23 protein-coding genes are annotated in these 23,241 nt (G+C 73.4%); 21 read left to right on the top strand and 2 right to left on the bottom strand.

Annotated features, from left to right (window positions below; translation table 11 throughout):
* From lysA to J1M38_RS08535, 19 genes are all read left to right on the top strand, one after another.
* On the top strand, nt 1-1,449 hold a 1,449-nt coding region (lysA, locus tag J1M38_RS08625; RefSeq protein ID WP_206501224.1), incomplete at its 5' end, for a diaminopimelate decarboxylase.
* A 170-nt stretch (nt 1,450-1,619) separates the two neighbouring features.
* Nucleotides 1,620-2,942, top strand: coding sequence for a homoserine dehydrogenase (locus J1M38_RS08620; RefSeq protein WP_049147165.1), 1,323 nt, complete (start codon nt 1,620-1,622; stop codon nt 2,940-2,942).
* Between the two features lie 3 nt (nt 2,943-2,945).
* The gene (gene thrC / locus J1M38_RS08615; protein ID WP_036313078.1) at nt 2,946-4,058 is read left to right on the top strand and encodes a threonine synthase; all 1,113 of its coding nucleotides are present in this window, start codon (nt 2,946-2,948) and stop codon (nt 4,056-4,058) included.
* 3 nt (nt 4,059-4,061) lie between these two features.
* Nucleotides 4,062-5,015: a homoserine kinase gene (gene thrB, locus J1M38_RS08610; RefSeq protein WP_041103240.1), complete on the top strand. Its 954-nt coding sequence runs from the start codon at nt 4,062-4,064 to the stop codon at nt 5,013-5,015.
* A 320-nt stretch (nt 5,016-5,335) separates the two neighbouring features.
* Nucleotides 5,336-7,417 carry a transcription termination factor Rho gene (rho, locus tag J1M38_RS08605; RefSeq protein ID WP_206481347.1) on the top strand — a complete coding sequence of 694 codons (2,082 nt, stop codon included), beginning with the start codon at nt 5,336-5,338 and terminating at the stop codon, nt 7,415-7,417.
* 115 nt (nt 7,418-7,532) lie between these two features.
* Entirely contained in the window at nt 7,533-8,642 is a 1,110-nt protein-coding gene (gene prfA / locus J1M38_RS08600; protein WP_044659208.1) for a peptide chain release factor 1, read from the top strand.
* Nucleotides 8,639-9,541, top strand: coding sequence for a peptide chain release factor N(5)-glutamine methyltransferase (gene prmC, locus J1M38_RS08595; protein ID WP_044659207.1), 903 nt, complete (start codon nt 8,639-8,641; stop codon nt 9,539-9,541). The genes prfA and prmC overlap by 4 nt, the downstream gene beginning before the upstream one ends.
* The gene (locus J1M38_RS08590) at nt 9,538-10,272 is read left to right on the top strand and encodes an L-threonylcarbamoyladenylate synthase (protein ID WP_044659206.1); all 735 of its coding nucleotides are present in this window, start codon (nt 9,538-9,540) and stop codon (nt 10,270-10,272) included. Before prmC ends, J1M38_RS08590 begins: the two co-directional genes overlap by 4 nt.
* A 9-nt stretch (nt 10,273-10,281) precedes the next feature.
* Nucleotides 10,282-11,421, top strand: a complete 1,140-nt coding sequence (locus J1M38_RS08585; RefSeq protein ID WP_203552478.1) for an MraY family glycosyltransferase — start codon at nt 10,282-10,284, stop codon at nt 11,419-11,421.
* Nucleotides 11,418-11,852 carry a hypothetical protein gene (locus J1M38_RS08580; protein ID WP_036341344.1) on the top strand — a complete coding sequence of 145 codons (435 nt, stop codon included), beginning with the start codon at nt 11,418-11,420 and terminating at the stop codon, nt 11,850-11,852. The genes J1M38_RS08585 and J1M38_RS08580 overlap by 4 nt, the downstream gene beginning before the upstream one ends.
* A 231-nt stretch (nt 11,853-12,083) precedes the next feature.
* Nucleotides 12,084-12,884 carry a F0F1 ATP synthase subunit A gene (gene atpB, locus J1M38_RS08575; protein ID WP_036382182.1) on the top strand — a complete coding sequence of 267 codons (801 nt, stop codon included), beginning with the start codon at nt 12,084-12,086 and terminating at the stop codon, nt 12,882-12,884.
* Between the two features lie 150 nt (nt 12,885-13,034).
* Nucleotides 13,035-13,250, top strand: coding sequence for an ATP synthase subunit C (locus J1M38_RS08570; RefSeq protein ID WP_002857264.1), 216 nt, complete (start codon nt 13,035-13,037; stop codon nt 13,248-13,250).
* A gap of 84 nt (nt 13,251-13,334) precedes the next feature.
* Nucleotides 13,335-13,889, top strand: coding sequence for a F0F1 ATP synthase subunit B (locus J1M38_RS08565; RefSeq protein WP_044659204.1), 555 nt, complete (start codon nt 13,335-13,337; stop codon nt 13,887-13,889).
* A complete protein-coding gene (locus J1M38_RS08560) occupies nt 13,886-14,701 on the top strand; it encodes a F0F1 ATP synthase subunit delta (protein ID WP_052833434.1) in 816 nt (271 codons plus the stop codon). The genes J1M38_RS08565 and J1M38_RS08560 overlap by 4 nt, the downstream gene beginning before the upstream one ends.
* A 90-nt stretch (nt 14,702-14,791) precedes the next feature.
* Entirely contained in the window at nt 14,792-16,426 is a 1,635-nt protein-coding gene (gene atpA, locus J1M38_RS08555) for a F0F1 ATP synthase subunit alpha (protein ID WP_036334989.1), read from the top strand.
* An 83-nt stretch (nt 16,427-16,509) separates the two neighbouring features.
* Nucleotides 16,510-17,403, top strand: coding sequence for a F0F1 ATP synthase subunit gamma (locus J1M38_RS08550; protein ID WP_044659203.1), 894 nt, complete (start codon nt 16,510-16,512; stop codon nt 17,401-17,403).
* Nucleotides 17,404-17,456: 53 nt separating this feature from the next.
* Nucleotides 17,457-18,914 carry a F0F1 ATP synthase subunit beta gene (gene atpD / locus J1M38_RS08545; RefSeq protein WP_044659202.1) on the top strand — a complete coding sequence of 486 codons (1,458 nt, stop codon included), beginning with the start codon at nt 17,457-17,459 and terminating at the stop codon, nt 18,912-18,914.
* A gap of 6 nt (nt 18,915-18,920) precedes the next feature.
* Nucleotides 18,921-19,196, top strand: coding sequence for a F0F1 ATP synthase subunit epsilon (locus tag J1M38_RS08540; protein WP_036313044.1), 276 nt, complete (start codon nt 18,921-18,923; stop codon nt 19,194-19,196).
* A 34-nt stretch (nt 19,197-19,230) separates the two neighbouring features.
* Entirely contained in the window at nt 19,231-19,620 is a 390-nt protein-coding gene (locus J1M38_RS08535; RefSeq protein WP_230259842.1) for a DUF2550 family protein, read from the top strand.
* Nucleotides 19,621-19,634: 14 nt separating this feature from the next.
* On the opposite strand, the gene nucS is transcribed toward J1M38_RS08535, so the two are convergent.
* On the bottom strand, nt 19,635-20,330 hold the full coding sequence (nucS, locus tag J1M38_RS08530; RefSeq protein ID WP_002857250.1) for an endonuclease NucS: 696 nt from the start codon (nt 20,328-20,330) through the stop codon (nt 19,635-19,637).
* Nucleotides 20,331-20,382: 52 nt separating this feature from the next.
* On the opposite strand from nucS, the gene J1M38_RS08525 reads away from it, so the two are divergent.
* On the top strand, nt 20,383-20,742 hold the full coding sequence (locus tag J1M38_RS08525; RefSeq protein WP_036382177.1) for a hypothetical protein: 360 nt from the start codon (nt 20,383-20,385) through the stop codon (nt 20,740-20,742).
* Between the two features lie 34 nt (nt 20,743-20,776).
* On the opposite strand, the gene J1M38_RS08520 is transcribed toward J1M38_RS08525, so the two are convergent.
* The gene (locus tag J1M38_RS08520) at nt 20,777-22,099 is read right to left on the bottom strand and encodes an AI-2E family transporter (RefSeq protein WP_036382174.1); all 1,323 of its coding nucleotides are present in this window, start codon (nt 22,097-22,099) and stop codon (nt 20,777-20,779) included.
* A 125-nt stretch (nt 22,100-22,224) separates the two neighbouring features.
* Here J1M38_RS08520 and J1M38_RS08515 point away from each other — a divergent pair, with 125 nt between their 5' ends.
* On the top strand, nt 22,225-23,181 hold the full coding sequence (locus J1M38_RS08515) for a co-chaperone YbbN (protein ID WP_225348405.1): 957 nt from the start codon (nt 22,225-22,227) through the stop codon (nt 23,179-23,181).
* Nucleotides 23,182-23,241: the final 60 nt, after the last annotated feature.

The raw sequence follows: 23,241 nt of genomic DNA, 5'->3' as shown, positions 1-23,241 counted from the left end.
GCCTCCCCGCTCGCCCCCGCCTGGCTCCCCGCGCCGGGGGACCCGGACGCGCTCGTGCCCGGCCTGTGGGCCGCCGGCGTGGACCGCGCGGCCGACGGCGAGCTCACCGTCCAGGGCCTGCGCGCGAGCGCGCTCGCCGCGGAGTTCGGCACGCCGCTGCTCGTGGTGGACGAGGACGACTTCCGCGCCCGCGCCCGCGCGTTCCGCGAGGGCTTCGACGCCGCGTTCGCCGACCTGTGCGGGGGAGCGGACGTCTACTACGCCGGCAAGTCCATGCTCACCCTCTCCACCGCCCGCTGGGCGGCCGAGGAGGGCCTGCGCGTGGACACCGCCTCCGGCGGCGAGCTGGCGATCGCGCTGGCCGCCGGCGTCGACCCGGCCCACATCGGCCTGCACGGCAACAACAAGTCGGACGCCGAGCTGCGCACCGCCCTCGAGGCGGGCGTGGGCCGGATCATCGTGGACTCGCTCGACGAGCTCACCCACCTGGCCGCGCTCGCGGCCGAGGCCGGCCGCCGCGCCCCCGTGATGCTCCGGCTGACCCCGGGCGTGCACGCGCACACCCACGACTTCATCGCCACCGCGCACGAGGACCAGAAGTTCGGGCTCTCCCTGGCCCCGGCGTCCACCGACCGGGACGGCAACGTGGCCGGCCGCTCGCCGGCCGCCGTCGCCGTGGCCGCGGCCCTGGCGGCCGAGTCGATCGACCTGCTGGGCGTGCACTGCCACATCGGGTCCCAGATCTTCGAGGCCGAGGGCTTCGGGCTGGCGGCCGGACGCGTGCTCGAGTTCCTCGCCGAGATCAAGGCCGAGCACGGGGTGGAGCTGGCCGAGCTCGACCTCGGCGGCGGCCACGGCATCGCCTACACGGCCGTGGACGAGCCGCGCCCGGCCGCGGAGATCGCCGACGCCCTCGCCGACGACGTCCAGAAGACCGTCGAGCGCCTCGGCCTGAGGTGCCCGCGGGTCTCGCTCGAGCCGGGGCGGGCCATCTCGGGCCCCGCGGGGCTGACCCTCTACACGGTCGGGGTGACCAAGACCGTGGACGCGGACGCCCCCGACGGCGGCACCGCGGCCCGCCGCTACGTCGCCGTGGACGGCGGCATGTCCGACAACCCGCGTCCCGTGCTCTACGACGCCGACTACACCGCCGTCTCCGCGCGCCGCACCTCGGAGGCCGAGCCGGCGCTCTCCCGTGTGGTGGGCAAGCACTGTGAGTCCGGCGACATCCTGGTCCGCGACGTGTACCTGCCGGCCGACCTGGGCCGCGGCGACCTGCTGGCCGTGCCGGCCACGGGCGCGTACACGCACGTGATGTCCTCGAACTACAACGCGCTGGCCCGCCCGGCCGTCGTCGCGGTCTCCGGCGGGCAGGCGCGGGTGATCATCCGCCGCGAGACGCAGGAGGACCTGTTCGCCCGCGAGGCCGATCCGCGCCTCGCCCGCTGAGGACGCGGGCGAGGCGCACCCGGCCGTCGGCCTCGGGCCCGGGTGGGTCCGTCCCGCTCTGCGGACACCGAGTGTCGCGCGGTGGGACGGGCCGGGGCGCCGCGCTAGATTCGAGGCCAGCCGGGCCGCGCGGTCGCGCGGGCCCGACCCACCCTGGATCACGGAGGACCATGCCCCAGCACACCGACGCCCCCACCGCACTCAAGGTCGCCCTGCTGGGCGGCGGGACCGTGGGGTCCCAGACCGCCCGGATCCTCACCGAGGACGCCGACATCCTGCGGGACCGCGTGGGCGCCGACCTCGAGCTCACGGGCATCGCGGTGCGGGACACGGGCGCGACGCGCGACTGGCAGGCGGACCCGGCGCTCTACACGACCGACGCCGAGGCGCTCGTGGACGGCGCGGACGTCGTCATCGAGCTGATGGGCGGCATCGAGCCGGCCCGCACCCTGATCCTGCGCGCCCTGGCCGCCGGCACGTCCGTGGTGACCGGCAACAAGGCACTGCTGGCCCAGCACGGCGAGGAGCTGTACGCCGCGGCCGCCGCCACCGGCGCGCAGCTCAGCTTCGAGGCCGCCGTCGCCGGCGCCATCCCGATCCTGCGCCCGCTGCGCGACTCCCTGGGCGGCGACCGCGTCACCCGCGTGATGGGCATCGCCAACGGCACCACCAACTTCATCCTCGACCGGATGGACTCCGAGGGGGCGGACTTCGACGACGCCCTCGCCGAGGCCCAGCGGCTCGGCTACGCCGAGGCCGACCCGACCGCCGACGTCGAGGGCCACGACGCCGCCGCGAAGGCCGCGATCCTGGCGACCATCGCGTTCGGGGCGCCGTACACACTGGACCAGGTGGCCGTCGCGGGCATCACCGCGATCACGGCCGAGGACAACGCCGCCGCCGCGGAGGCGGGCTACGTCATCAAGCTGCTGGCGATCGCCGAGCGCGGCCGCGCCGCCGACGGCGCCGAGGGCGCGGTCCTGCGCGTGCACCCCACCCTGCTGCCGCGGGAGCACCCGCTGGCCTCCGTGCGCGGGGCGTTCAACGCCGTCTTCGTGGAGGCCGACAACGCCGGCGAGCTCATGTTCTACGGTCCCGGCGCCGGCGGCGCCCCCACCGCCTCCGCGGTGATGGGCGACGTCGTCTCGATCGCCCAGCGCATCGTGCGCGGCGGCCCGGCGCGCCTGCGCACCCCCGTCACCGCCCTGCCCGCCCTGGACCCGGCCGAGGCCCACACCTCCTTCATGGTCGTGCTGCGCGCGGCGGACCAGCCCGGTGTGCTGCGCCGCGTCGCCGGGGTGTTCGAGGAGCACGGCGTCTCCATCGAGACGTTGCGTCAGGTCCCATCTGAGCGCGAGGACGCCCCCGGCGCGTCCCTGCGGCTGATCACCCACCGTGCGCGGCAGCGCGACCTCGACGCCACCGTCGGGGCGCTCGCCGCCCTGGACGTCGTCCACGAGGTGGCGTCCGTCCTCCGAGTCGAAGGGAACTGACCCATGGCCCACCAGTGGCGCGGCGTCGTCCGCGAGTACGCCGACCGCCTGCCCGTCACCGAGGACACGCGCGTGATCACCCTCGGCGAGGGCGGCACCCCGCTCATCCACGCCCCCCACCTCTCCGAGCTGGTGCAGGGCACCGTGCACGTGAAGTTCGAGGGCATGAACCCGACCGGCTCCTTCAAGGACCGCGGCATGACCATGGCGATCACCGCCGCCGTCGCTGACGGCGCGAAGGCCGTCGTCTGCGCGTCCACCGGCAACACGTCCGCCTCGGCGGCGGCCTACGCCGCGCAGGCCGGGATCACGTGCGCCGTGCTCGTGCCCGAGGGGAAGATCTCGATGGGCAAGATGTCCCAGGCCGTGGCCCACGGCGCGGAGATCCTCCAGGTGCAGGGCAACTTCGACGACTGCCTCGAGGTGGCCCGCAAGCTGGCCGAGAACTACCCCGTGTTCCTCGTGAACTCCGTCAACCCGGCCCGCATCGAGGGGCAGAAGACCGGCGCGTTCGAGGTCGTGGACACCCTCGGCGACGCCCCGGACTACCACCTGCTGCCCGTGGGCAACGCGGGCAACATCACCGCGTACTGGAAGGGCTACCGCGAGTACGCCGCCCCCTACGTGAACCCGCACGAGGGCGCCTCGGACGCCGAGCTGCCCGCGGTGGCCACGAAGACCCCCGTGATGTGGGGCTTCCAGGCCGCGGGCGCCGCCCCGATCGTCCAGGGCCACCCCGTGACCGACCCGGACACGATCGCCACCGCCATCCGGATCGGCAACCCGGCCTCGTGGGAGCAGGCCGAGGCCGCCCGCGACGAGTCCGGCGGGATGATCGACTCCGTCACGGACGAGGAGATCCTCGAGGCCCATCGCTGGCTCTCCGCGAAGGAGGGCGTGTTCGTCGAGCCCGCCTCCGCCGCCGGCGTCGCCGGGCTGCTCAAGCACCACGCCGCCGGGAACGTGCCGGCCGGCAAGAGCTGGGTCATCACCGTCACCGGCCACGGCCTCAAGGACCCGCAGTGGGCCCTGCGCGGCGCCGACGGCGCCGACGTGACCCCGCGCTCGGTGCCGTTCGACGTGGTCACCGTCGCCCAGGCCCTCGGCCTGAGCTGAGCCATGGCCGCACCGCAGCCGCTGGCGCCCGGGACCGCCGCGTCCGTCTCCGTCCCCGCCACCTCCGCCAACCTCGGCCCCGGCTTCGACTCGATGGGCCTGGCCCTGGAGCTGCGCGACGAGGTGACGCTCACGGTCGTGGCGGGCCCCGACGTCGCGGAGGTCGAGGGGGAGGGCGCGGCCACCCTGCCGCGGGACGGCGCGCACCTGATCCTGCGCCTGGCGCACGAGCACCTGCGGGACCGCGGGTTCACCGCGCCGGGGCTGCACCTGCGCGCCGTGAACCGGATCCCGCACGCCCGCGGACTCGGCTCGTCCGCGGCCGCCGTCGTCGCGGCCTACGCCGCGGCCGAGGCCCTGCTGCCGGCCGCGCTGCGCCGGGCGCCCGCGGACCTGCTCGAGGCGGCCACCCGCTTCGAGGGGCACCCGGACAACGTCGCCCCCGCGCTCGTGGGCGGGGCCACCGTCTCCTGGACCCGTGACGACGTCCCCGGCCCGGCCACGGCGCGGCTGCGGCTGCACGAGCGCGTGGTGCCGGTGGTCGCGATCCCGGACACCGAGCTGTCCACCCACGTCGCCCGGGGCGTGCTGCCCGCCGAGGTGCCCCACGCCGTGGCGGCGGCCCAGGCCGGCCGTGCCGCGCTGCTCGTCCACGCGCTGGCGGAGGACCCCGCGCTGCTGCCGGCCGCCACGCGCGACTGGCTGCACCAGGAGCCGCGCGCCGTGACCATGCCGGCCAGCGCCGCACTGGTCGCGGGGCTGCGCGAGCGCGGCCACGCCGCCGTCGTCTCCGGCGCGGGTCCCACGGTGCTCGCGCTGTGCGACGGCGTCCAGGCGGCCGAGCACGCCACGGAGGCGGCGCGTGCTCTGACGGCGGACGGGGCGGCCGCCTGGCGCGTGCTGGTGCCGTGCGTGGCCGTGGACGGTGTTAGGGTGGAATCACTCCACCACGGCTGACCCCACCGCCTCGCGCGGCCCGGGTCTCCGGTGCCCGGGCCTGTGACGGCCGGACGCACCGTGCGCCGTCGGCCGGAACCCCGCCGCGATCCATCCCGTGCTGCGCACGGCCGGCGTGCGGGATCCGCTCCGGCTCGGTCGAGTCCGGACGCCTCCGCCCCGTCACGCAGCGACTGCGCACGATCAGGGGAGGCGCCACTGCTGAGTTCACACCATGAAACCCGGTTTTCTGGGGCGCCGCTGCGCGGCCCGACCGGATGCACACCGCAGCCCGACGCGCCACGCGCCGCCGGGCCGCATTCGAGGGAGAAGGAACCTTCGTGACCGAATCCACGGAACAGACCACGCCGACGAACGGCGGTGGCCTGGCCTCGCTCAAGCTCGCCCAGCTCCAGGCCCTGGCCTCCCAGCTCGGCATCGCCGGCGGCTCGCGCATGCGCAAGGCCGACCTGGTGACCGCGATCTCCGACCACCAGCGCGGCGGCTCCGTGGCGGACCGCGACGCCGCCGAGCGCGCGGCCCAGGCCCCCGCGGCCCCCGCCGCCGAGGCCGTCCCGGCGGCCGCGTCCTCTCAGGACGCCGCCCCGGCCGCCGAGCGCCCGGCCCGCCGCCGCTCGCGCCGCGCCGACGCCGACACCTCCGCTCCGGCCGCCGTCGCCCAGGACGGGCAGCCCCAGGCCGAGGCCCGCGAGGCCCAGACCGAGCAGGGCCCCCGGGAGACCGCCTCGGACCAGGATCGGTCCGGGGGGTCCGAGACCCGCGACGAGGGCGAGGACCGCCCGCAGTCCGAGCGCCGTTCCCGCGGCCGCCGCCGCGCCGGCGACGACGACGCCCAGCAGGGTCAGGACCGTCGCTCCGACGGCGCCCAGGGCGAGGACGGCGCCGACGCGGACCGCCGCGGCGACCGGGAGGACCGTGATGACAACGGGCGCGAGAACGGCCGCGGCCGCAACGGCCGCAACGGGCGGGACCGCGACAACGGCCGCGACCGCGAGAACGGCCGCGAGAACAATCGGGACCGTGAGAACGGCCGCGACGGCTCCCGCGAGCAGCGCGGCGACAAGTCCGAGGACGGCGGCCGGGGCGACGGCGGACGCGGGGACCGCAGCCGCCGCGACGACCGCGACGACGAGGGCGGCCGCAACCGTCGCAACCGCCGCAACCGCAACGAGCGCGGCCGCAACCGCCGTGGCCGCGGCGGCCCCGAGGTCGACGAGACCGAGCTGACTGAGGACGACGTCCTGCAGCCCGTGGCCGGCATCCTCGACGTGCTGGACAACTACGCGTTTGTCCGCACCTCCGGCTACCTGCCGGGCCCGAACGACGTCTACGTCTCCCTGGCCATGGTGAAGAAGTACGGTCTGCGCAAGGGCGACGCCGTCGTCGGCGCGATCCGCGCCCCGCGCGACGGCGAGAAGCAGCAGCACCACGGTGGCGGCTCCAACCGTCAGAAGTTCAACGCCCTGGTGAAGATCTCCTCGGTCAACGGTCAGCCCGCCGTCGAGCACCCGCAGCGCGTGGAGTTCGGCAAGCTCGTGCCCCTGTACCCGCAGGAGCGCCTGCGCCTGGAGACCGATCCCAAGCTGATCGGCCCCCGCGTGATCGATCTGGTCAGCCCCATCGGCAAGGGCCAGCGTGGCCTCATCGTCTCCCCGCCCAAGGCCGGCAAGACGATGATCCTGCAGTCGATCGCCAACGCGATCAAGACGAACAACCCCGAGGTCCACCTCATGATGGTGCTCGTCGACGAGCGCCCCGAGGAGGTCACCGACATGCAGCGGTCGGTGGACGGCGAGGTCATCGCCTCCACGTTCGACCGCCCGGCGGACGACCACACCACTCTCGCCGAGCTGGCCATCGAGCGCGCCAAGCGCCTCGTGGAGATGGGCCGCGACGTCGTCGTGCTGCTCGACTCCATGACCCGCCTGGGCCGCGCCTACAACCTGGCCGCCCCGGCCTCGGGCCGCATCCTCTCCGGCGGTGTGGACTCCTCGGCGCTGTACCCGCCGAAGAAGTTCTTCGGCGCCGCCCGCAACATCGAGAACGGCGGCTCGCTGACCATCCTGGCCACAGCGCTGGTCGAGACCGGCTCGCGCATGGACGAGGTGATCTTCGAGGAGTTCAAGGGCACCGGCAACATGGAGCTGCGCCTGTCCCGCCACCTCGCGGAGCGCCGCATCTTCCCGGCGGTGGACGTCAACGCGTCCGGCACCCGCCGCGAGGAGGCCCTGCTCTCGCAGGAGGAGGTCAAGATCATGTGGAAGCTGCGCCGGGTGCTCTCCGGCCTCGAGCAGCAGCAGGCCCTCGACCTGCTCACCAACAAGATCAAGGACACCGCGTCCAACGCCGAGTTCCTCATGCTGGTCTCCAAGACCACGCTGGGGTCCAAGGGCGACGACTGACCGTCCCGTCGCACGGCCCCGTCTCGCCCGGGGGAGCTCGTCTCCGCCGGACGGGGCGGGGCCGTCCGCGTCGGACAGCCCGGCCCGTTGAGGCCGGAGGAGGAGAGGCACGCACGTGTTCGATTCGGACCAGCGGCGCGAGGCCGTGGATCGGCTCCTGGCGGAGCATCGCGAGCTGACGGCGCGCCTGTCCGACCCGGCGGTGCACCAGGACCCGGCACTCGCCCGGCGGCTGAACCGGCGGTTCGCCGAGCTCGGCGCCGTGGTGACGGCCCACCGCGCCTGGTCGGCGGCGGCGGAGGAGCTGGCCGACGCGCGGGAGCTGGCCGCGGCCGGCGACGACGACGCGGCGGCCTTCGCGGCCGAGGTGCCCGGTCTGGAGGCGGCCGAGGCGGAGGCCGCCGAACGGCTGCGCCGGCTGCTGATCCCGCGCGACCCCGACGACGCGCGCGACGTGATCCTCGAGATCAAGGGCGGCGAGGGCGGCGAGGAGGCGGCCCTGTTCGCCGGCGACCTGCTGCGCATGTACCTGCGCTACGCCGAGTCCCGGGGCTGGAAGACGGAGGTCCTCTCCGCCACGCACTCCGACCTGGGCGGCTACAAGGACGTCCATGTGGCGGTGCGGGGGAGCGCGGCCGACCCGGCCGACGGCGTCTACGCCCGGCTCAAGTTCGAGGGCGGCGTGCACCGCGTGCAACGCGTGCCCGTCACCGAGTCCCAGGGCCGCATCCACACCTCCGCCGCCGGCGTGCTCGTGCTGCCCGAGGTGGACGCCCCGGACGAGGTCCACCTCGATCCGAACGACCTCAAGGTGGACGTCTTCCGCTCCTCCGGGCCGGGCGGCCAGTCCGTCAACACGACCGACTCCGCGGTGCGCCTGACGCACCTGCCCACGGGGATCGTCGTCTCCATGCAGAACGAGAAGTCCCAGATCCAGAACCGCGAGGCCGCGCTGCGCGTGCTGCGGTCGCGGCTGCTCGAGCGGCAGCGGGCGGAGCAGGACGCCGAGGACTCCGCGGCGCGCGCCGCGCAGGTGCGCACCATGGACCGCTCGGAACGCATCCGCACCTACAACTTCCCGGAGAACCGGATCGCGGACCACCGCACCGGCTACAAGGCGCACAACCTCGACGCGGTCCTCGACGGCGACCTCGAGGCCGTGATCGCCTCCTGCCTCGCCCTCGACGAGGAGCGGCGGCTCGCCGCGCTGGGCGGGGACGCGTGAGCGCACCGGCCTGGTCCGCGCTGCTGCGCGACGCCGCCGCCCGCCTGACCGCGGCGGGCGCCGACTCGCCGCGCGTGGACGCCGAGCTGCTGCTGGCCCATGTGCTCGGACTCGACCGCGGCGCGCTGCTGGCCCGGGTGTTCGCCGGGGCCGTGGCCGAACCCGCGCAGGCGGCGGCGTTCGAGGCGCTCGTCGGGCGCCGCGCCGCCCGCGAGCCCGTCCAGCACCTGACCGGTGTCGCGCACTTCCACGGGCTCGACCTGGCGGTCGGCCCGGGCGTCTTCGTTCCGCGGCCGGAGACCGAGCTGCTCGTGGAGACCGTCGTGGCCGACCTGGCCGCGCGGCCCGCGGCGGGCGTCGTGGTGGACCTGTGCACCGGCTCCGGTGCGATCGCCGCGGCCGTCGCGGCGTGGGGCGAGGCGCGGGGCCGCCCGCTCGCCGTCACCGCCGTCGAGCTCGACCCGACGGCGGCCGACTGGGCCCGGCGGAACCTCGCCCCGCGCGGGGTCGACCTGCGACAAGGTGATGCCCTTGTCGCATGCCCCGACCTCGAGGGCCGCGTGGACGTCGTCGTGAGCAACCCGCCCTACGTGCCCGAGGCCGAGGTGCCCGTCCAACCGGAGGCCCGACTGGACCCGGCGCGGGCGCTCTACGGCGGGGACGCGCCCGGGCTGCGGATCCCGCGGGCCATCGCGCACCGGGCGGCGGACCTGCTCGCCCCGGGCGGCCTCTTCGCCATGGAGCACCACGAGACGCAGGGCCCGGCCCTCCTGGCCGCCCTCGGCGCGGACCCCCGGTTCACGGGCGTCCGCGTGCACCCGGACCTCACCGGACGAGACCGGTTCCTGACGGCGCGCCGGTCCTGCGAAGCCGCGGCGGGCGCGGAGGTGGAAGAATGACCTACGTGAGTGACTTCATCGACGTCTCGGATCCGGCCGCCCTCGAGAATGCCGTGGCCCGCGCCCGCGAGGTCCTCGCGGACCGCGGCTGCGTGGTCCTGCCGACGGACACCGTCTACGGCATCGGAGCGGACGCGTTCTCCCCCCTGGCCGTGGCCGTGCTGCTGGCCGCCAAGGGCCGTGGCCGCACCATGCCGCCGCCCGTGCTCATCGCGGACCGCCGCGTCATGGCCGGCCTCGCGTACGACGTGCCGGAGGAGGCCGAGGCCCTCGCCGAGCGCTTCTGGCCCGGCGCCCTCACGCTCATCCTCAAGTCCCAGCCCACGCTGACCTGGGACCTCGGCGAGACCCGCGGCACCGTCGCCCTGCGCGTGCCCGACGACGCGGTGGCCCGCGAACTGCTCTACGCCGTCGGCCCCATGGCCGTCTCCAGCGCGAACCGCACCGGCATGGACGCCGCCACCACCGCCGACGCCGCCCGCTCGATGCTGGGGGAGTCCGTGGCCCTCTACCTCGACGCCGGCCCCCGCGAGAGCCGGGATCCCTCGACGATCGTGGACTGCACCGTCACCCCGTTCCGCGTCGCCCGGCAGGGCTCCGTGCCCCTGGAGGAACTGCGCGCGGTGGTGCCGGACCTGCTCGCCGAGGGCGAGGAGCCGCCGGTCGCCGCCGAGCGGATCGCGGCCGCCGAGGACACCGCTGCGGCGCGCCCCGCCGACCGGGAGGCCTGACCGGCCCCCATGCGCGCGTATCTCGTCCTGGTCATGGTCACGGCCGTCGCCTGCGGGGCCCTGACGCCCCTCATGCGCCGGCTGGGGCTGCGCGCGCGCGTGTTCACCCCGCTGCGCCAGCGGGATGTGCACCGGCACCCCGTGCCGAAGCTGGGCGGCGTGGCCATGGCCGCGGCCGTGCTGGTGGGATTCGCCGTCGGGGGCATCGTGCCGTTCCTCCAGGGGATCTACGCGGACGACGCCGCGATGCGCGGGCTCCTGGTCGCCGTCGCCGTCGTGCTCGTCGTGGGCATCGCCGACGACATGTGGGACCTGCGCTGGTGGGTGAAGATGGCCGGCCAGGTGCTGGCCGGACTCGCGGTGGCCCTCGGCGGGATCCGCATCGAGGCGATGCCGGTGGGCTGGATCCCGGTGGGGAACGAGACCACGCAGGTCATCCTCACGGTGTTCGCCGTGGTGCTGACGATGAACGCGATCAACTTCGTGGACGGTCTGGACGGCCTGGCGGCGGGCGTCGCGCTGATCGGCGGCTCGGCCTTCTTCGTCTACTCATATCTGCTGACGCGGACCATCAACCAGTTCGACTACGCCAACCTCGCCACCCTGCTCATGGCCCTGCTCGTCGGCGCGTGCGTGGGCTTCCTGCCGTGGAACCTTGCCCCGGCCCGCATCTTCATGGGCGAGGTGGGGGCCATGCTCATCGGCCTGCTGATGGCCGCGGCCGCGGTCGCCGTGACCGCCGACGTGAACGCCCTGGACGGGATGCGCTTCCGCAACGTCCCCGCCTACATGCCGATCCTGCTGCCCGTCGCCGTCCTCGCCCTGCCGCTCGCGGACCTCGCCCTGGCCGTGCTGCGACGGACGGCCAAGGGCACCAGCCCCTTCTCGGCGGACCGCGGGCACCTGCACCACAAGCTCGTGGACGGCGGCTACACCCAGGCGCAGGCCGTCGCGCTGCTCTGGCTCTGGGCGTTCCTCGTGGCATGGGGCGCTGTGTCCCTGAACTTCGTGGACCACATGATCGTCCTGCCCGTGCTCGCCGTGGCCCTGGCCGGAGCCGGCTACCTCACCCTGCATCCGATCGTGGAGCGCCGTCGCGCGGTCCGGAACGACGCCGCGGCCCACCCGGACGAGCGGGGGGACGCGTGACCGGGGCGGGCGGCCGCCGACGCCGGCGCCGCTGGGAGAACCGCCGTGGCTGGTGGGGGATCCTCGGGTGGTCCCTGGCCGCGGCGGGGGCTGCCCTGGCGATCACGTGCGCCGCGTGGCTGCTCTCCGCCGGCGGGGAGGCGGCCGGGAGCGCCCTGCTGGGCGGCGGCGCGGTGCTTGCGCTCTCGGCGCTCACCGGGGCGACGACGGCACTCGTCTGGGACCGGGCGCGCGAGGCGGCGCTGCCGGTCAGCGTGGGGCTGTTCGTGCTCAAGATCGCGGTGTTCGCGGTGCTGCTGGGGGTCCTGCCCCGCCCCGGCTGGGTCCGGGCGGACGCGGCGGCGATCGCCGCCCTCGTGACGATCCTCGTCTGGCAGGCCGCGGAGGTCCTCGTGTTCGCCCGGACCCGCCGCGGGATCTACGCCGACTGACCCGCCCGAGGGGCGAAGACACCGAGCCGGGGGCCATGCCGTGGGTCCCTTCTGCGGTACGGAGCACGGGTCACCGTTTGGTATCGTTGGCGGCGAACACTTCGACGGCGCCCATCTGCCGCCATCCGTGTCTCGCATCGCACCGGTACCCCCGCAATGTCGCGGCGCCCGCCTGTGGTCCGGGGACGAGGCTGCGGTCCCGTCGACTGCATCACTTCGGAGAGGAACCGCGTGCTGACCCTCGTGCTGGCCAACGCATCATTCGTGCCCCCCACCATCTCTGATGGTCACCTCCCGGAGATCTTCCCCTGGGGTGCGGAGTACGGCACCGGCTTCGGCAAGCAGATGCTGCTCGTCCTGCTCTCCGTGGTGCTCATCACCGCCTTCTTCGCGTGGGCCATGCGCCGTCCCCGGCTCGTGCCCGGCAAGGCCCAGTGGCTCGCCGAGTCCGGCTACTCCTTCGTCCGGAACGACATCGCGAAGGACATCCTGGGCGAGAAGAACTTCAAGCAGTGGGTCCCGCTGCTCTTCTCCATCTTCTTCTTCGTGCTGCTGAACAACCTGTTCGGCGCCATCCCGGTGCTGCAGCTGCCGACCTTCTCCCACGCGGGCGCCGCCTACGGCCTGGCCCTCATCGTCTACGCGATCTGGATCGGCGTCGGCATCAAGCGCCACGGCGTGCGCTACCTGAAGCTGGCCGTCGTGCCCTCCGGTGTGCCCGGCTGGATCCTGCCGCTGCTCGTGCCGCTGGAGATCATCTCCAACTTCATCGTGCGCCCGCTGACCCACTCCCTGCGTCTGATGGCCACCATGCTCTCCGGCCACATGATCGTGATGCTGGCCGGCGCCGGCGCCGCCTACCTGATCACGCAGACCGGCAGCCTGGCCCTGCAGGGGACCGGCATCCTGGTCATCCTCGGCTCGGTGGCCCTGTACTTCCTCGAGCTGCTGATCATGTACCTGCAGGCCTTCGTCTTCACGCTGCTGACCGCGATCTACATCCAGGGCGCGATCGACGCGAACGACCACTGATCTTCCGGGGCCGCCTCGGGCACGACCCAGGCGGCCGCGGTACGGCGGGAGAGCCCGCCACCAGTCTTCCCGGCCCTCCGCAGGAGGACCACCCGGGAGGCCGACCCTCCACAACCCGGCCGGACACCTCGGCCTCGTGAAAGGAACACCATGGAACTGCACGGTTCGCTCAACATGATCGGCTACGGCCTCGCCGCCATCGGCTCCGCCATCGGCGTGGGCCTGATCTTCGCCGCCTACATCAACGGCGTCGCCCGTCAGCCGGAGGCCCAGCGCATCCTGCAGCCGATCGCCCTCCTGGGCTTCGCGCTCGCCGAGGCCCTCGCCATCCTGGGCCTCGTCTTCGCCTTCGTCATCGGCGCCTGACGCGCCGCGTCCACGGAGCGCCCGCACGGTGTGACCGTCGGTGCTCCCTCTCCACAGGACTCTTGACCGAAGGATGGTTGAAACATGATCAGCAACGGACTGATCCTCGCGGCGGCTGAGGGGGCCAACCCCCTGATCCCCAACCCGTGGGAGATCCTCGTCGTCGTGGTGGGCTTCGCCCTGCTCATGTTCATCGTCATCAAGTTCATCGTCCCGACCCTCGAGAAGTCCTACCAGGACCGTGTCGAGGCGATCGAGGGCGGTCTGGCCAAGGCTGAGAAGGCCCAGGCCGAGGCGAACGCGATGATGGCGGACTACGAGTCGCAGCTGGCGGACGCCCGCACCGAGGCGAATCGCATCCGCGAGGATGCCCGCACCGAGGCCGCCGAGATCGTGGCCGAGGCGCGCGAGCGCGCGACCGCCGAGGCGACGCGCATCTCCGAGCAGGCGCAGGCGCAGATCGCCGCCGAGCGTCAGCAGGCCGCCGCGCAGCTCAAGGCCGAGGTCGGCTCGCTGGCCACGACCCTGGCCGGCAAGATCGTGGGCGAGTCCCTCGAGGACGACGCCCGCTCGCAGCGCGTGGTCGACCGCTTCCTGGCTGACCTGGACCGTCACCAGAGCGCAGGTGTCGCCGAATGATGACGGGCGCATCGAGGGACTCCCTGGCCGCCTCCCTGGAGGCTGTCGGTCCGGTGCTGGACGAGGGCGGCGTGGCCCTGGCACGCGAGCTGTTCGGCGCGCTGGACGTGGTGGACGAGCACGGCGCCCTGCGCCGCGCCCTGACCGACCCCGCCTGGACCACCGAGCGCCGTCACGGCCTCGTCGACTCGCTGTTCGGCGCCCGGGTGACCCCCGGTGCACTGCAGGTCCTCAAGGACCTGGCCGGCCGCCGCTGGTCGGCGGAGCGCGATCTCGGGGACGCCCTCGAGACGGTGGCCGCGCACGCGGCCGCCGCGGAGGCCGCACGCGGCGGACACGCGGGCCTGGCTGCCCTCTCGGGCGAGCTGCTGGCCTTCAACCGCACGGTCGAGGACTCGCACGAGGTGCAGCGGGCGCTCACCGATCAGCACGCACCCCTCGAGGCACGGGCCGCTCTGGCCGGTCGTCTCCTGGGTGAGTCGGCCAGCCCGGCCGGCCGACTGCTGGTCGAACGCGCCGTCTCGGCCCCGCGCGGCCTGAAGCCGTCCGCCGCCGTCCGCAAGGCCGCGGACGTCGTCGCCGAGCGGCAGCGCCAGTGGATCGCCGAGGTGACCGTGGCCCGGCCGCTCGAGGCCGAGCAGCAGGAGCGGCTGGCCCTGGGCCTGCGCCGCGCCTTCGGCCGCGATCTCGTCATGGACGTGACGGTGGACCCCCACGTGGTGGGCGGCATCCGCGTCCAGGTCGGCGACGACGTCGTCGACGGGTCCATGGCCTCGCGTCTCCACGACCTCCAGCGGCGGATGGCCGGCTGACGCCGGCTCCCGCCCGTATCCGGAACACCCACGAACGTAAGCATCATCGTCACGTCGATGATCACCAAGCACAGAGAGCAGGGACTGCAGATGGCCGAATTGACCATCAACGCTGACGATGTCCGCAATGCCTTGAACGATTTCGCGGCATCGTACGAACCGTCGGGCACCGATCGCACCGAGGTCGGCCGTGTCATCTCCGCGGCGGACGGCATCGCTCGTGTGGAGGGTCTGCCCTCCGTCATGGCGAACGAGCTGCTGCGCTTCGAGAACGGCATCCAGGGCCTGGCCCAGAACCTCGACACCCGCGAGATCGGTGTCGTCGTCCTCGGCGAGTTCCAGGAGATCCGCGAGGGCATGGAGGTGCAGCGCACCGGCGAGATCCTCTCCGTCCCGGTGGGCGACGCCTTCCTGGGCCGCGTGGTGGACCCGCTGGGCCAGCCCATCGACGACCTGGGCCCGATCGAGGCCGAGGGCCGCCGTGCCCTCGAGCTGCAGGCGCCGACCGTGACCGAGCGCAAGTCGGTCCACGAACCGCTGCAGACCGGCATGAAGGCCATCGACGCCATGATCCCGATCGGCCGTGGCCAGCGTCAGCTGATCATCGGTGACCGCCAGACCGGCAAGACCGCGATCGCCGTCGACACGATCCTCAACCAGAAGGCCAACTGGGAGTCGGGCGACGTCGAGAAGCAGGTCCGCTGCGTCTACGTGGCCGTGGGCCAGAAGGCCTCCACCATCGCCGGCGTCCGCGCGACGCTGGAGGAGCACGGCGCCCTGGAGTACACCACCATCGTGGCCTCCCCGGCGTCCGACCCGGCCGGCTTCAAGTACCTCGCCCCCTACGCCGGCTCGGCCATCGGCCAGCACTGGATGTACGGCGGCAAGCACGTGCTGATCATCTTCGACGACCTGTCGAAGCAGGCCGAGGCCTACCGCGCCGTCTCCCTGCTGCTGCGCCGCCCGCCGGGCCGCGAGGCCTACCCGGGCGACGTCTTCTACCTGCACTCCCGGCTCCTCGAGCGCTGCGCCAAGCTCTCGGACGAGATGGGCGCGGGCTCGATGACCGGCCTGCCGATCATCGAGACCAAGGCGAACGACGTCTCGGCCTACATCCCGACCAACGTCATCTCCATCACCGACGGCCAGATCTTCCTGCAGTCGGACCTGTTCAACGCCAACCAGCGTCCCGCCGTGGACGTGGGCATCTCGGTGTCCCGCGTGGGCGGCGCCGCCCAGGTCAAGGCCATGAAGAAGGTCTCCGGCACGCTGAAGCTGGACCTGGCGCAGTACCGCGACCAGCAGGCGTTCTCCATGTTCGCCTCGGACCTGGACCCGGCCACCCGCCGCCAGCTCGCCCGCGGTGAGCGCCTCATGGAGCTGCTCAAGCAGCCGCAGTACTCGCCCTACCCGGTCGAGGAGCAGGTCGTGTCCATCTGGGCCGGCTCCAAGGGCCACCTCGACGAGGTGCCGGTGCAGGACGTGCTGCGCTTCGAGCGCGAGTTCATCGACCACCTGCGTCGCCACACCTCCGTCCTGACCGACATCGCCTCCACCGGCAAGCTCGAGGACGGCACCGTGTCCGCGCTCGAGTCTGCCGTCGCCGAGTTCTCCAAGGGCTTCCAGTCCTCCGAGGACGGCGGCGTGCAGGCCGGCCACGAGGAGCACCGCGCGATCGAGCAGGACCAGGTCGCGCAGGAGCAGATCACCAAGCAGAAGCGCTGACCGCCGGTCGGTGAGGGAGCGGTCCGGCGTCGGACCCCACGGGGACGACGCCGGACCGCCCTCCCGCCAGGGAAAGGACCACCATGGGAGCCCAGATCCGGGTCTACCGTCAGAAGATCGCGTCGACGTCGTCGATGAAGAAGATCTTCAAGGCGATGGAGCTGATCGCCACGTCTCGCATCACCAAGGCACGTGAGCGCGTCAGCGCGTCGCTGCCCTACGCGAACGCGATCACCCGCGCCGTCTCGGCCGTGTCGAGCCAGCACGATATCGATCATGTCCTCACCACGGAGCCCGAGAACCCGACCCGGGCGGCCGTGCTCATCATGTCCTCGGACCGCGGCCTCGCCGGCGCGTACTCCGCGAACGTGCTGCGCAAGGCCGAGCAGCTCCTCTCCCGCCTCGGCGAGGAGGGCAAGGACGTGGACGTGTACGTCGTCGGCCGCAAGGCGCAGACGTACTTCGACTTCCGCGGCCGCGGCTACAAGAAGCTGTGGACCGGTCAGACGGACGCCCCCGTCGCCGAGCGCGCCGCCGAGATCGGCGAGGTGCTCGTGGACGCGTTCCTCACGGACACGGCGGACGGCGGCGTGGACGAGATCCACGTCGTGTTCACCGAGTTCGTCTCGCTCGTGAAGCAGAACCCCCACGTGGTGCGCCTGCTGCCCCTCGAGGTCGTCGAGGAGGAGGCCGCCACCGCCGAGGACGTGCTGCCGCTCTACGAGTACGAGCCGGACGCGGAGGAGGTCCTCGACGCACTGCTGCCCAAGTACATCGAGTCGCGCATCTTCAACGCGATGCTGCAGTCGGCGGCCTCGGAGCTCGCCAACCGTCAGCGCGCCATGAAGTCGGCGGGCGACAACGCCACGAGCCTCATCAAGGACTACACGCTCCTGATGAACAACGCCCGTCAGGCCGAGATCACCCAGGAGCTCACCGAGCTCATCGCGGGCGCGGACGCGCTCAACAACTCCTGAGCCCGTTCGGGACTCACCAGACTCGCCATCCACACACGATAGAAGTGAGAGAGATGACTGCCACCATCACTGACCAGGGCACCGGGACCCCCACCGGCGGTGCCACCGGACGCGTGTCCCGCGTCATCGGCCCCGTGATCGACGCCGAGTTCCCGGCCAACGCGATGCCGGAGATCTACAACGCGCTGACCACCGAGATCGACCTCAACGGCCAGCGCCGCACGGTCACCTTCGAGGTCGCCCAGCACCTCGGCGACAACATGGTCCGCGCCATCTCCCTGCAGTCCACCGACGGCCTGGTGCGCGGCACCGACGTCGTGGACACCGGCGCCCCCATCTCGGTGCCGGTCGGCGACGCCGTGAAGGGCCACATCTTCAACGTGCTCGGCGAGACCCTGGACATGCCCGCCTCGCAGCTGCAGGCCGAGGACCGCTGGCCGATCCACCGCCCGGCCCCGAACTTCGCGTCCCTCGAGGGCTCCACCGAGATGCTGGAGACCGGCATCAAGGTCATCGACCTGCTGACCCCCTACATCAAGGGCGGCAAGATCGGCCTGTTCGGCGGCGCCGGCGTGGGCAAGACCGTGCTCATCCAGGAGATGATCACCCGTGTGGCCCGCAACTTCGGCGGCACCTCCGTGTTCGCCGGCGTCGGCGAGCGCACCCGTGAGGGCAACGACCTCTGGGTCGAGATGGACGAGGCGGACGTCCTGAAGGACACCGCCCTCGTGTTCGGCCAGATGGACGAGCCGCCGGGCACGCGTCTGCGTGTGGCCCTGTCCGCGCTGACCATGGCGGAGTACTTCCGCGATGTGCAGAACCAGGACGTGCTGCTGTTCATCGACAACATCTTCCGCTTCTCGCAGGCCGGTTCCGAGGTCTCCACGCTGCTGGGCCGCATGCCCTCCGCCGTGGGCTACCAGCCGAACCTGGCGGACGAGATGGGTGTGCTCCAGGAGCGCATCACCTCGACCCGCGGCCACTCCATCACCTCGATGCAGGCCGTGTACGTCCCCGCGGACGACTACACCGACCCGGCCCCGGCCAACGTGTTCGCGCACCTGGACGCGACCACCAACCTGACCCGTGACCTCGCGTCCCGTGGCCTGTACCCGGCCGTGGACCCGCTGGCCTCGACCTCGCGCATCCTCGACCCGCAGTACGTGGGCCAGGACCACTACGACGTGGCCATCCGCGTGAAGCAGATCCTGCAGAAGAACAAGGAGCTGCAGGACATCATCGCGATCCTCGGTGTGGACGAGCTCTCCGAGGAGGACAAGATCACCGTGGGCCGCGCCCGCAAGATCGAGCAGTTCCTCTCGCAGAACACCTACACCGCCAAGCAGTTCACCGGCGTCGAGGGCTCCACCGTGCCGGTCAAGGACACCGTCGAGGGCTTCAAGGCCATCGCCGACGGCGACCTGGACCACGTCGCGGAGCAGGCCTTCTACAACGTGGGCGGCCTGGACGACGTCGAGCGCGAGTGGGCCAAGATCCAGGCCGAGGGCTGATCGATCATGGCTGAGCTCAACGTCGAGATCGTCTCCGAGGAGCGGTCCATCTGGTCGGGCGCCGCGTCGGCCGTGTCGGCGCGCACCGTCAACGGTGAGATCGGCATCCTCCCGGGCCACACCCCGATGCTCGCCGTCCTCGGCGACGGCGAGGTCGTGGTGCGGACCACGGACGGCGGCACCGTCACCGCGCAGGCCCGCGGCGGCTTCTTCTCCGTGGACCACGACCGTGTCGTGATCGCCGCGACGTCCGCCCGGCTGGGCGACGCCGCGGCGGCCTGACGCGGCGCGGCAGGACCTGACGGTGGAGGGCCCGGTGCTCATCGCCTCGGCGACCGTGGTGGCAGTCATCGTGCTGTCGGCACTCGCCCTGGTGATGCGGCGCCGGGCCCTCGCCCGTGTCACGGCCGCCTTCCCTGCGGTCCTGGAGCGGGAGGGCCCGGGGCGTGAGCGTGTGATCGGCGTGTACGACGAGTCCCGCCTGCGCCTCACCGGGGGCTGGCGCCTCTCGCGAGAGCGCTGGAGCGCGGACCGGAGCCGCCTGCAGATCGACCGCCTCCCGGCGGACGAGGCCGGCCGGGCCGTCCTGGAGCTGAGCGCCGGCACACGTCCGGTGCGCGTCGTCGTCGACCCCGACGACGCCGGCGCCCTGCGCGCCTGGAGCGAGGCGGGGCCGTCCGCGGCGTCGTCCTTCTGGCGCCGCTGAGCCCGCCCGGCGCCTCAGAACAGGCGGGACTCGGCGTCGTCCACGCCGCGCATCGCGTCGTAGTCGAGGGTGACGCAGCGGATGCCGCGGTCCTCGGCGAGGGTGCGGGCCTGGGGCTTGATCTGCTGGGCCGCGAACACGCCGCGCACGGGCGCCAGGAGCGGGTCCCGGTTCATCAGCTCGAGGTAGCGGGTGAGCTGCTCGACCCCGTCGATGTCCCCACGGCGCTTGAGCTCGACCGCCACGGTGCCGCCGTCGGCGTCGCGGGCCAGGATGTCCACGGGGCCGATCGCCGTCATGTACTCGCGGCGCACGAGGGTGTGGCCGTCGCCGAGCAGGCTGATCTGCTCGGCCAGCAGACGCTGCAGATCCGCCTCCACGCCGTCCTTGACGAGGCCGGGGTCCACGCCGAGCTCGTGGGAGTCGTCCGCCAGGACCTCCTCGATGAGCACGATGAGTCGGTCGTCGGACTTCTTGGCCTGCACGCGCCAGACCTGCGTCACCCCCTGGTCGGCCTGGTCGGGGGAGGGCTCCTCCACGTGCAGGGTCGCGGGCGGCGACATCCAGTTGAGGGGCTTGTAGGAACCGCCGTCGGAGTGCACCAGCACCGAGCCGTCCGCCTTCACCATGAGCAGGCGGGTGGCGGTGGGCAGGTGGGCGTTCAGGCGGCCCTCATAGGTCACGGAGCAGCGGGCAATGACGAGTCGCACCGGTCCATCCTAGGCGGACCGTGCCCACCCGCTCGTGTGTCAGCATGGGGACATGCCCCGTTCGAACCGTCCCCGCCGCTCGTCCGCGCCTCGGCGGAGCGAGCGCGGGGCCTCCGGCGTCTCCCGGCGGTCCCGGCCGTCGCCGGGGCGGTCCGACCCGCTCGAGGAGCTCCTCGGCCTGGACGCGGGCTACTCGCGCCAGTCCGGGTCCGACGGCGGCTGGCACGTCCGGCAGATCCCCGCGTGGCGCGCGGTGAAGGACTACACGTGCCCCGGCTGCGGCCGGGTGATCCGGCAGGGCCAGGCGCACCTCGTGGCCTGGCGCGCCGACTGGATCATGGGGGACGAGGACGCGGGAGCGGACCGGCGGCACTGGCACCCGGTGTGCTGGCGCACCCGCCCGAGCCGCTGACCGCGACGGTCCGGGCCGCGCCGCCGTCGTGGGCCTACCGGGCGTCCTGACGGGGGATGAAGACCTCGCGGACCAGCAGCAGCAGCGCGGCGGCGAGCGGGATCGCCATGAGGGCGCCGAGGACGCCCAGCAGCGCGCCTCCGGCGATCACCGCGATCACGGCCACGGCCGCCGGCACGGACACCGCGCGCGCCATGACGCGCGGCGAGATGACGTAGGCCTCGATCTGCAGATAGACGAAGTAGATGGCCGCGAACACGGCGGCGGTCTGCCACGACGTCAGCAGGCTCACGAGGGTCAGCAGCGTGCCGCCGATCGCGGCGCCCACCAGCGGGATGAACGCCATGAAGGCGGCGATCGCGGCGAGCAGGACGGCGAAGGGGGCGCCGGCGATGGCCAGCGCCGTGAACGCCACCGCGCCGTTGAGGGCGGCCACGAAGGACTGGCCCATCACGTAGTGGCCGACCGAGGAGGTGATCTGCTCGGACAGCGCCTCGATCCGGGGCCGGCGCGAGCGCGGTGCGAGCCGGTAGGCCCAGTACTTCATGTGCGGCAGGGAGGAGAGGAAGTACAGCGTCAGCACGACCACCACGAGCACCGAGAAGACGGCGTTCAGCACGGTCTGGCCGAAGCCGAGGAGCCCGCCGAACAGGTCGGTGACGGCGACGCCGTCGGCGGCGAGGCGCTCGGTCTGGGCGCGAACGGCCTCCTGGAGGTGGAACTCCTCGTCGAGCTGCACGAACCACTCGGCGGTCATCACCCCGTCGATGATGGCCGGCAGGTCCTGGACCAGCTGCGTGGACTGCTCGATCACCGTGGGGACCAGGAGGGCGACGAACGCCCCGGCCACGGCGGCCAGGCCGAGCGCGGCCGTGAGCACGCCGACCCAGCGGGGCGCGCCCCAGGACTCGACCCGGCGCACCAGCGGATCCAGGCCCAGGGCGATGAACAGGGCCGCGGCGATCCACACGATGAGCTGTCCGTTCGTGCGCAGCACCGAGACGACGCCGATGGCCAGGGCCACGCCGACTGCGAGCAGGAAGCCGGTCAGCCCGGGGGACTCGACGGCCACGGCCGCGACCGCCGGATCCTCGGCGCCGTCGACGGGGACCGACTCGGGGTCCACCCGGTCCTCCTCGAGGAAGGGTCGGCGCCGCCGCAGGACGGAGCCCAGGCGGGGCAGTCGACGACGCCCGGCGGGCGTCGGCCCGTGCGACGGCGGCGCGGCGGCCACCCCGACCGGCTCCACGGGGATGCCGGCCACGGGCGGCTGCTCGGTGCCCTCGGGCTCGGCCGGGGCGCGGACGTCGGCGACGCCGGCGGCGTCCGGGCCGGATGCGGTCTCCTTCTCCTCCACGCGCTCAGCGTACGTCAGGGCCCCGGCCTGACCGCGCCACGCCGGGGAGGCTACCGTGGGGCGCAGTGACAACGCCCCTCGCGCCGGCGACGGGGCGGACCCGGACCGGAAGGATCGTGACCGACGTGACCGCCCAGCCCCCCTCCGACGCCCCGTCCCACCTGCGCGGCGCCGTCGACCTGTCCTCGCTCGGCACCCCGGCCCCGGCCGGGCGGACCGCGCCGGGGGCCGACGCCGGCGCCGGCGGCGGCTCGTGGGTGATCGCGGACGCCGACCAGGGTCTGCTGCAGCAGCTGGTCCAGCTCTCCGCCCAGGTGCCGGTGCTGCTGCACCTGCACGTGCCCGGGGACGCGGCGAGCGAGGCGCTCTACCGGCAGTTCGCGGACGCGGTCGACGCCCAGGCGGGACGGCTCGTGCTCGCGCGTCTGGACGTGGCGAAGGAGCCCGCCGTGCTGCAGGCGCTCGGCCTGGGGGCCGGCCCCGCGGTCATGGCCGTGGTGGCGGGGCAGCCGGTGCCGCTGGTCAATCAGGAGGTGCCGGAGGAGACGCTGCGCCAGCTCATGGGGGAGATCCTCGAGGTGGCCCGTCAGAACGGCGTCGCCGGCACCGTGCCCCCCGTCGCCCCGGCGCGCCAGGACGCCGACGCCGCGGCCGCGGAGGCTCCGCCCGTGCCGCCGCTGCACCGGGCCGCCCATGAGGCCCTCGCCGCCGACGACCTGCCCGGGGCCGTCTCGGCGTGGGAGGCGGCGCTGGCCGACAGCCCCGCGGACGCCGTGGCCCAGCAGGGCCTGTCCGCGGCCCGCCTCATGCTGCGCACCCGTGACGCCGACGCTGCGGCGGTGCGCGCGGCCGCCGCGGACGGCCCGGACGACGTCGCCGCCCAGCTCGCCGTCGCCGACCTGGACGTGCTCGGCGGCCACGTGGAGGACGCCTTCGCCCGGCTCGTGCGGTTCATCGCCCTCCACCCCGGCGACGACCGCGAGACGGCACGCGCCCACCTCGTGGACCTCTACACCGTGGTGGGCACGGACGATCCCCGTGTTCAGGCCTCGCGGCGTCGGCTGGCCGCAGCGCTGTTCTGAGGGACCCACGGTTCATCCCTGAGGAGGACGCCGTGTCCGCCTGACGGTGGGTAACGTCCC

This window comes from Micrococcus sp. KRD070 (assembly GCF_017168435.1).
In the GTDB taxonomy this organism is placed as follows: Bacteria; Actinomycetota; Actinomycetes; order Actinomycetales; family Micrococcaceae; genus Micrococcus; species Micrococcus luteus.
The sequence above is the reverse complement of the archived record's forward strand: the minus strand, read 5'-3'. Positions and strand labels throughout refer to the sequence as shown.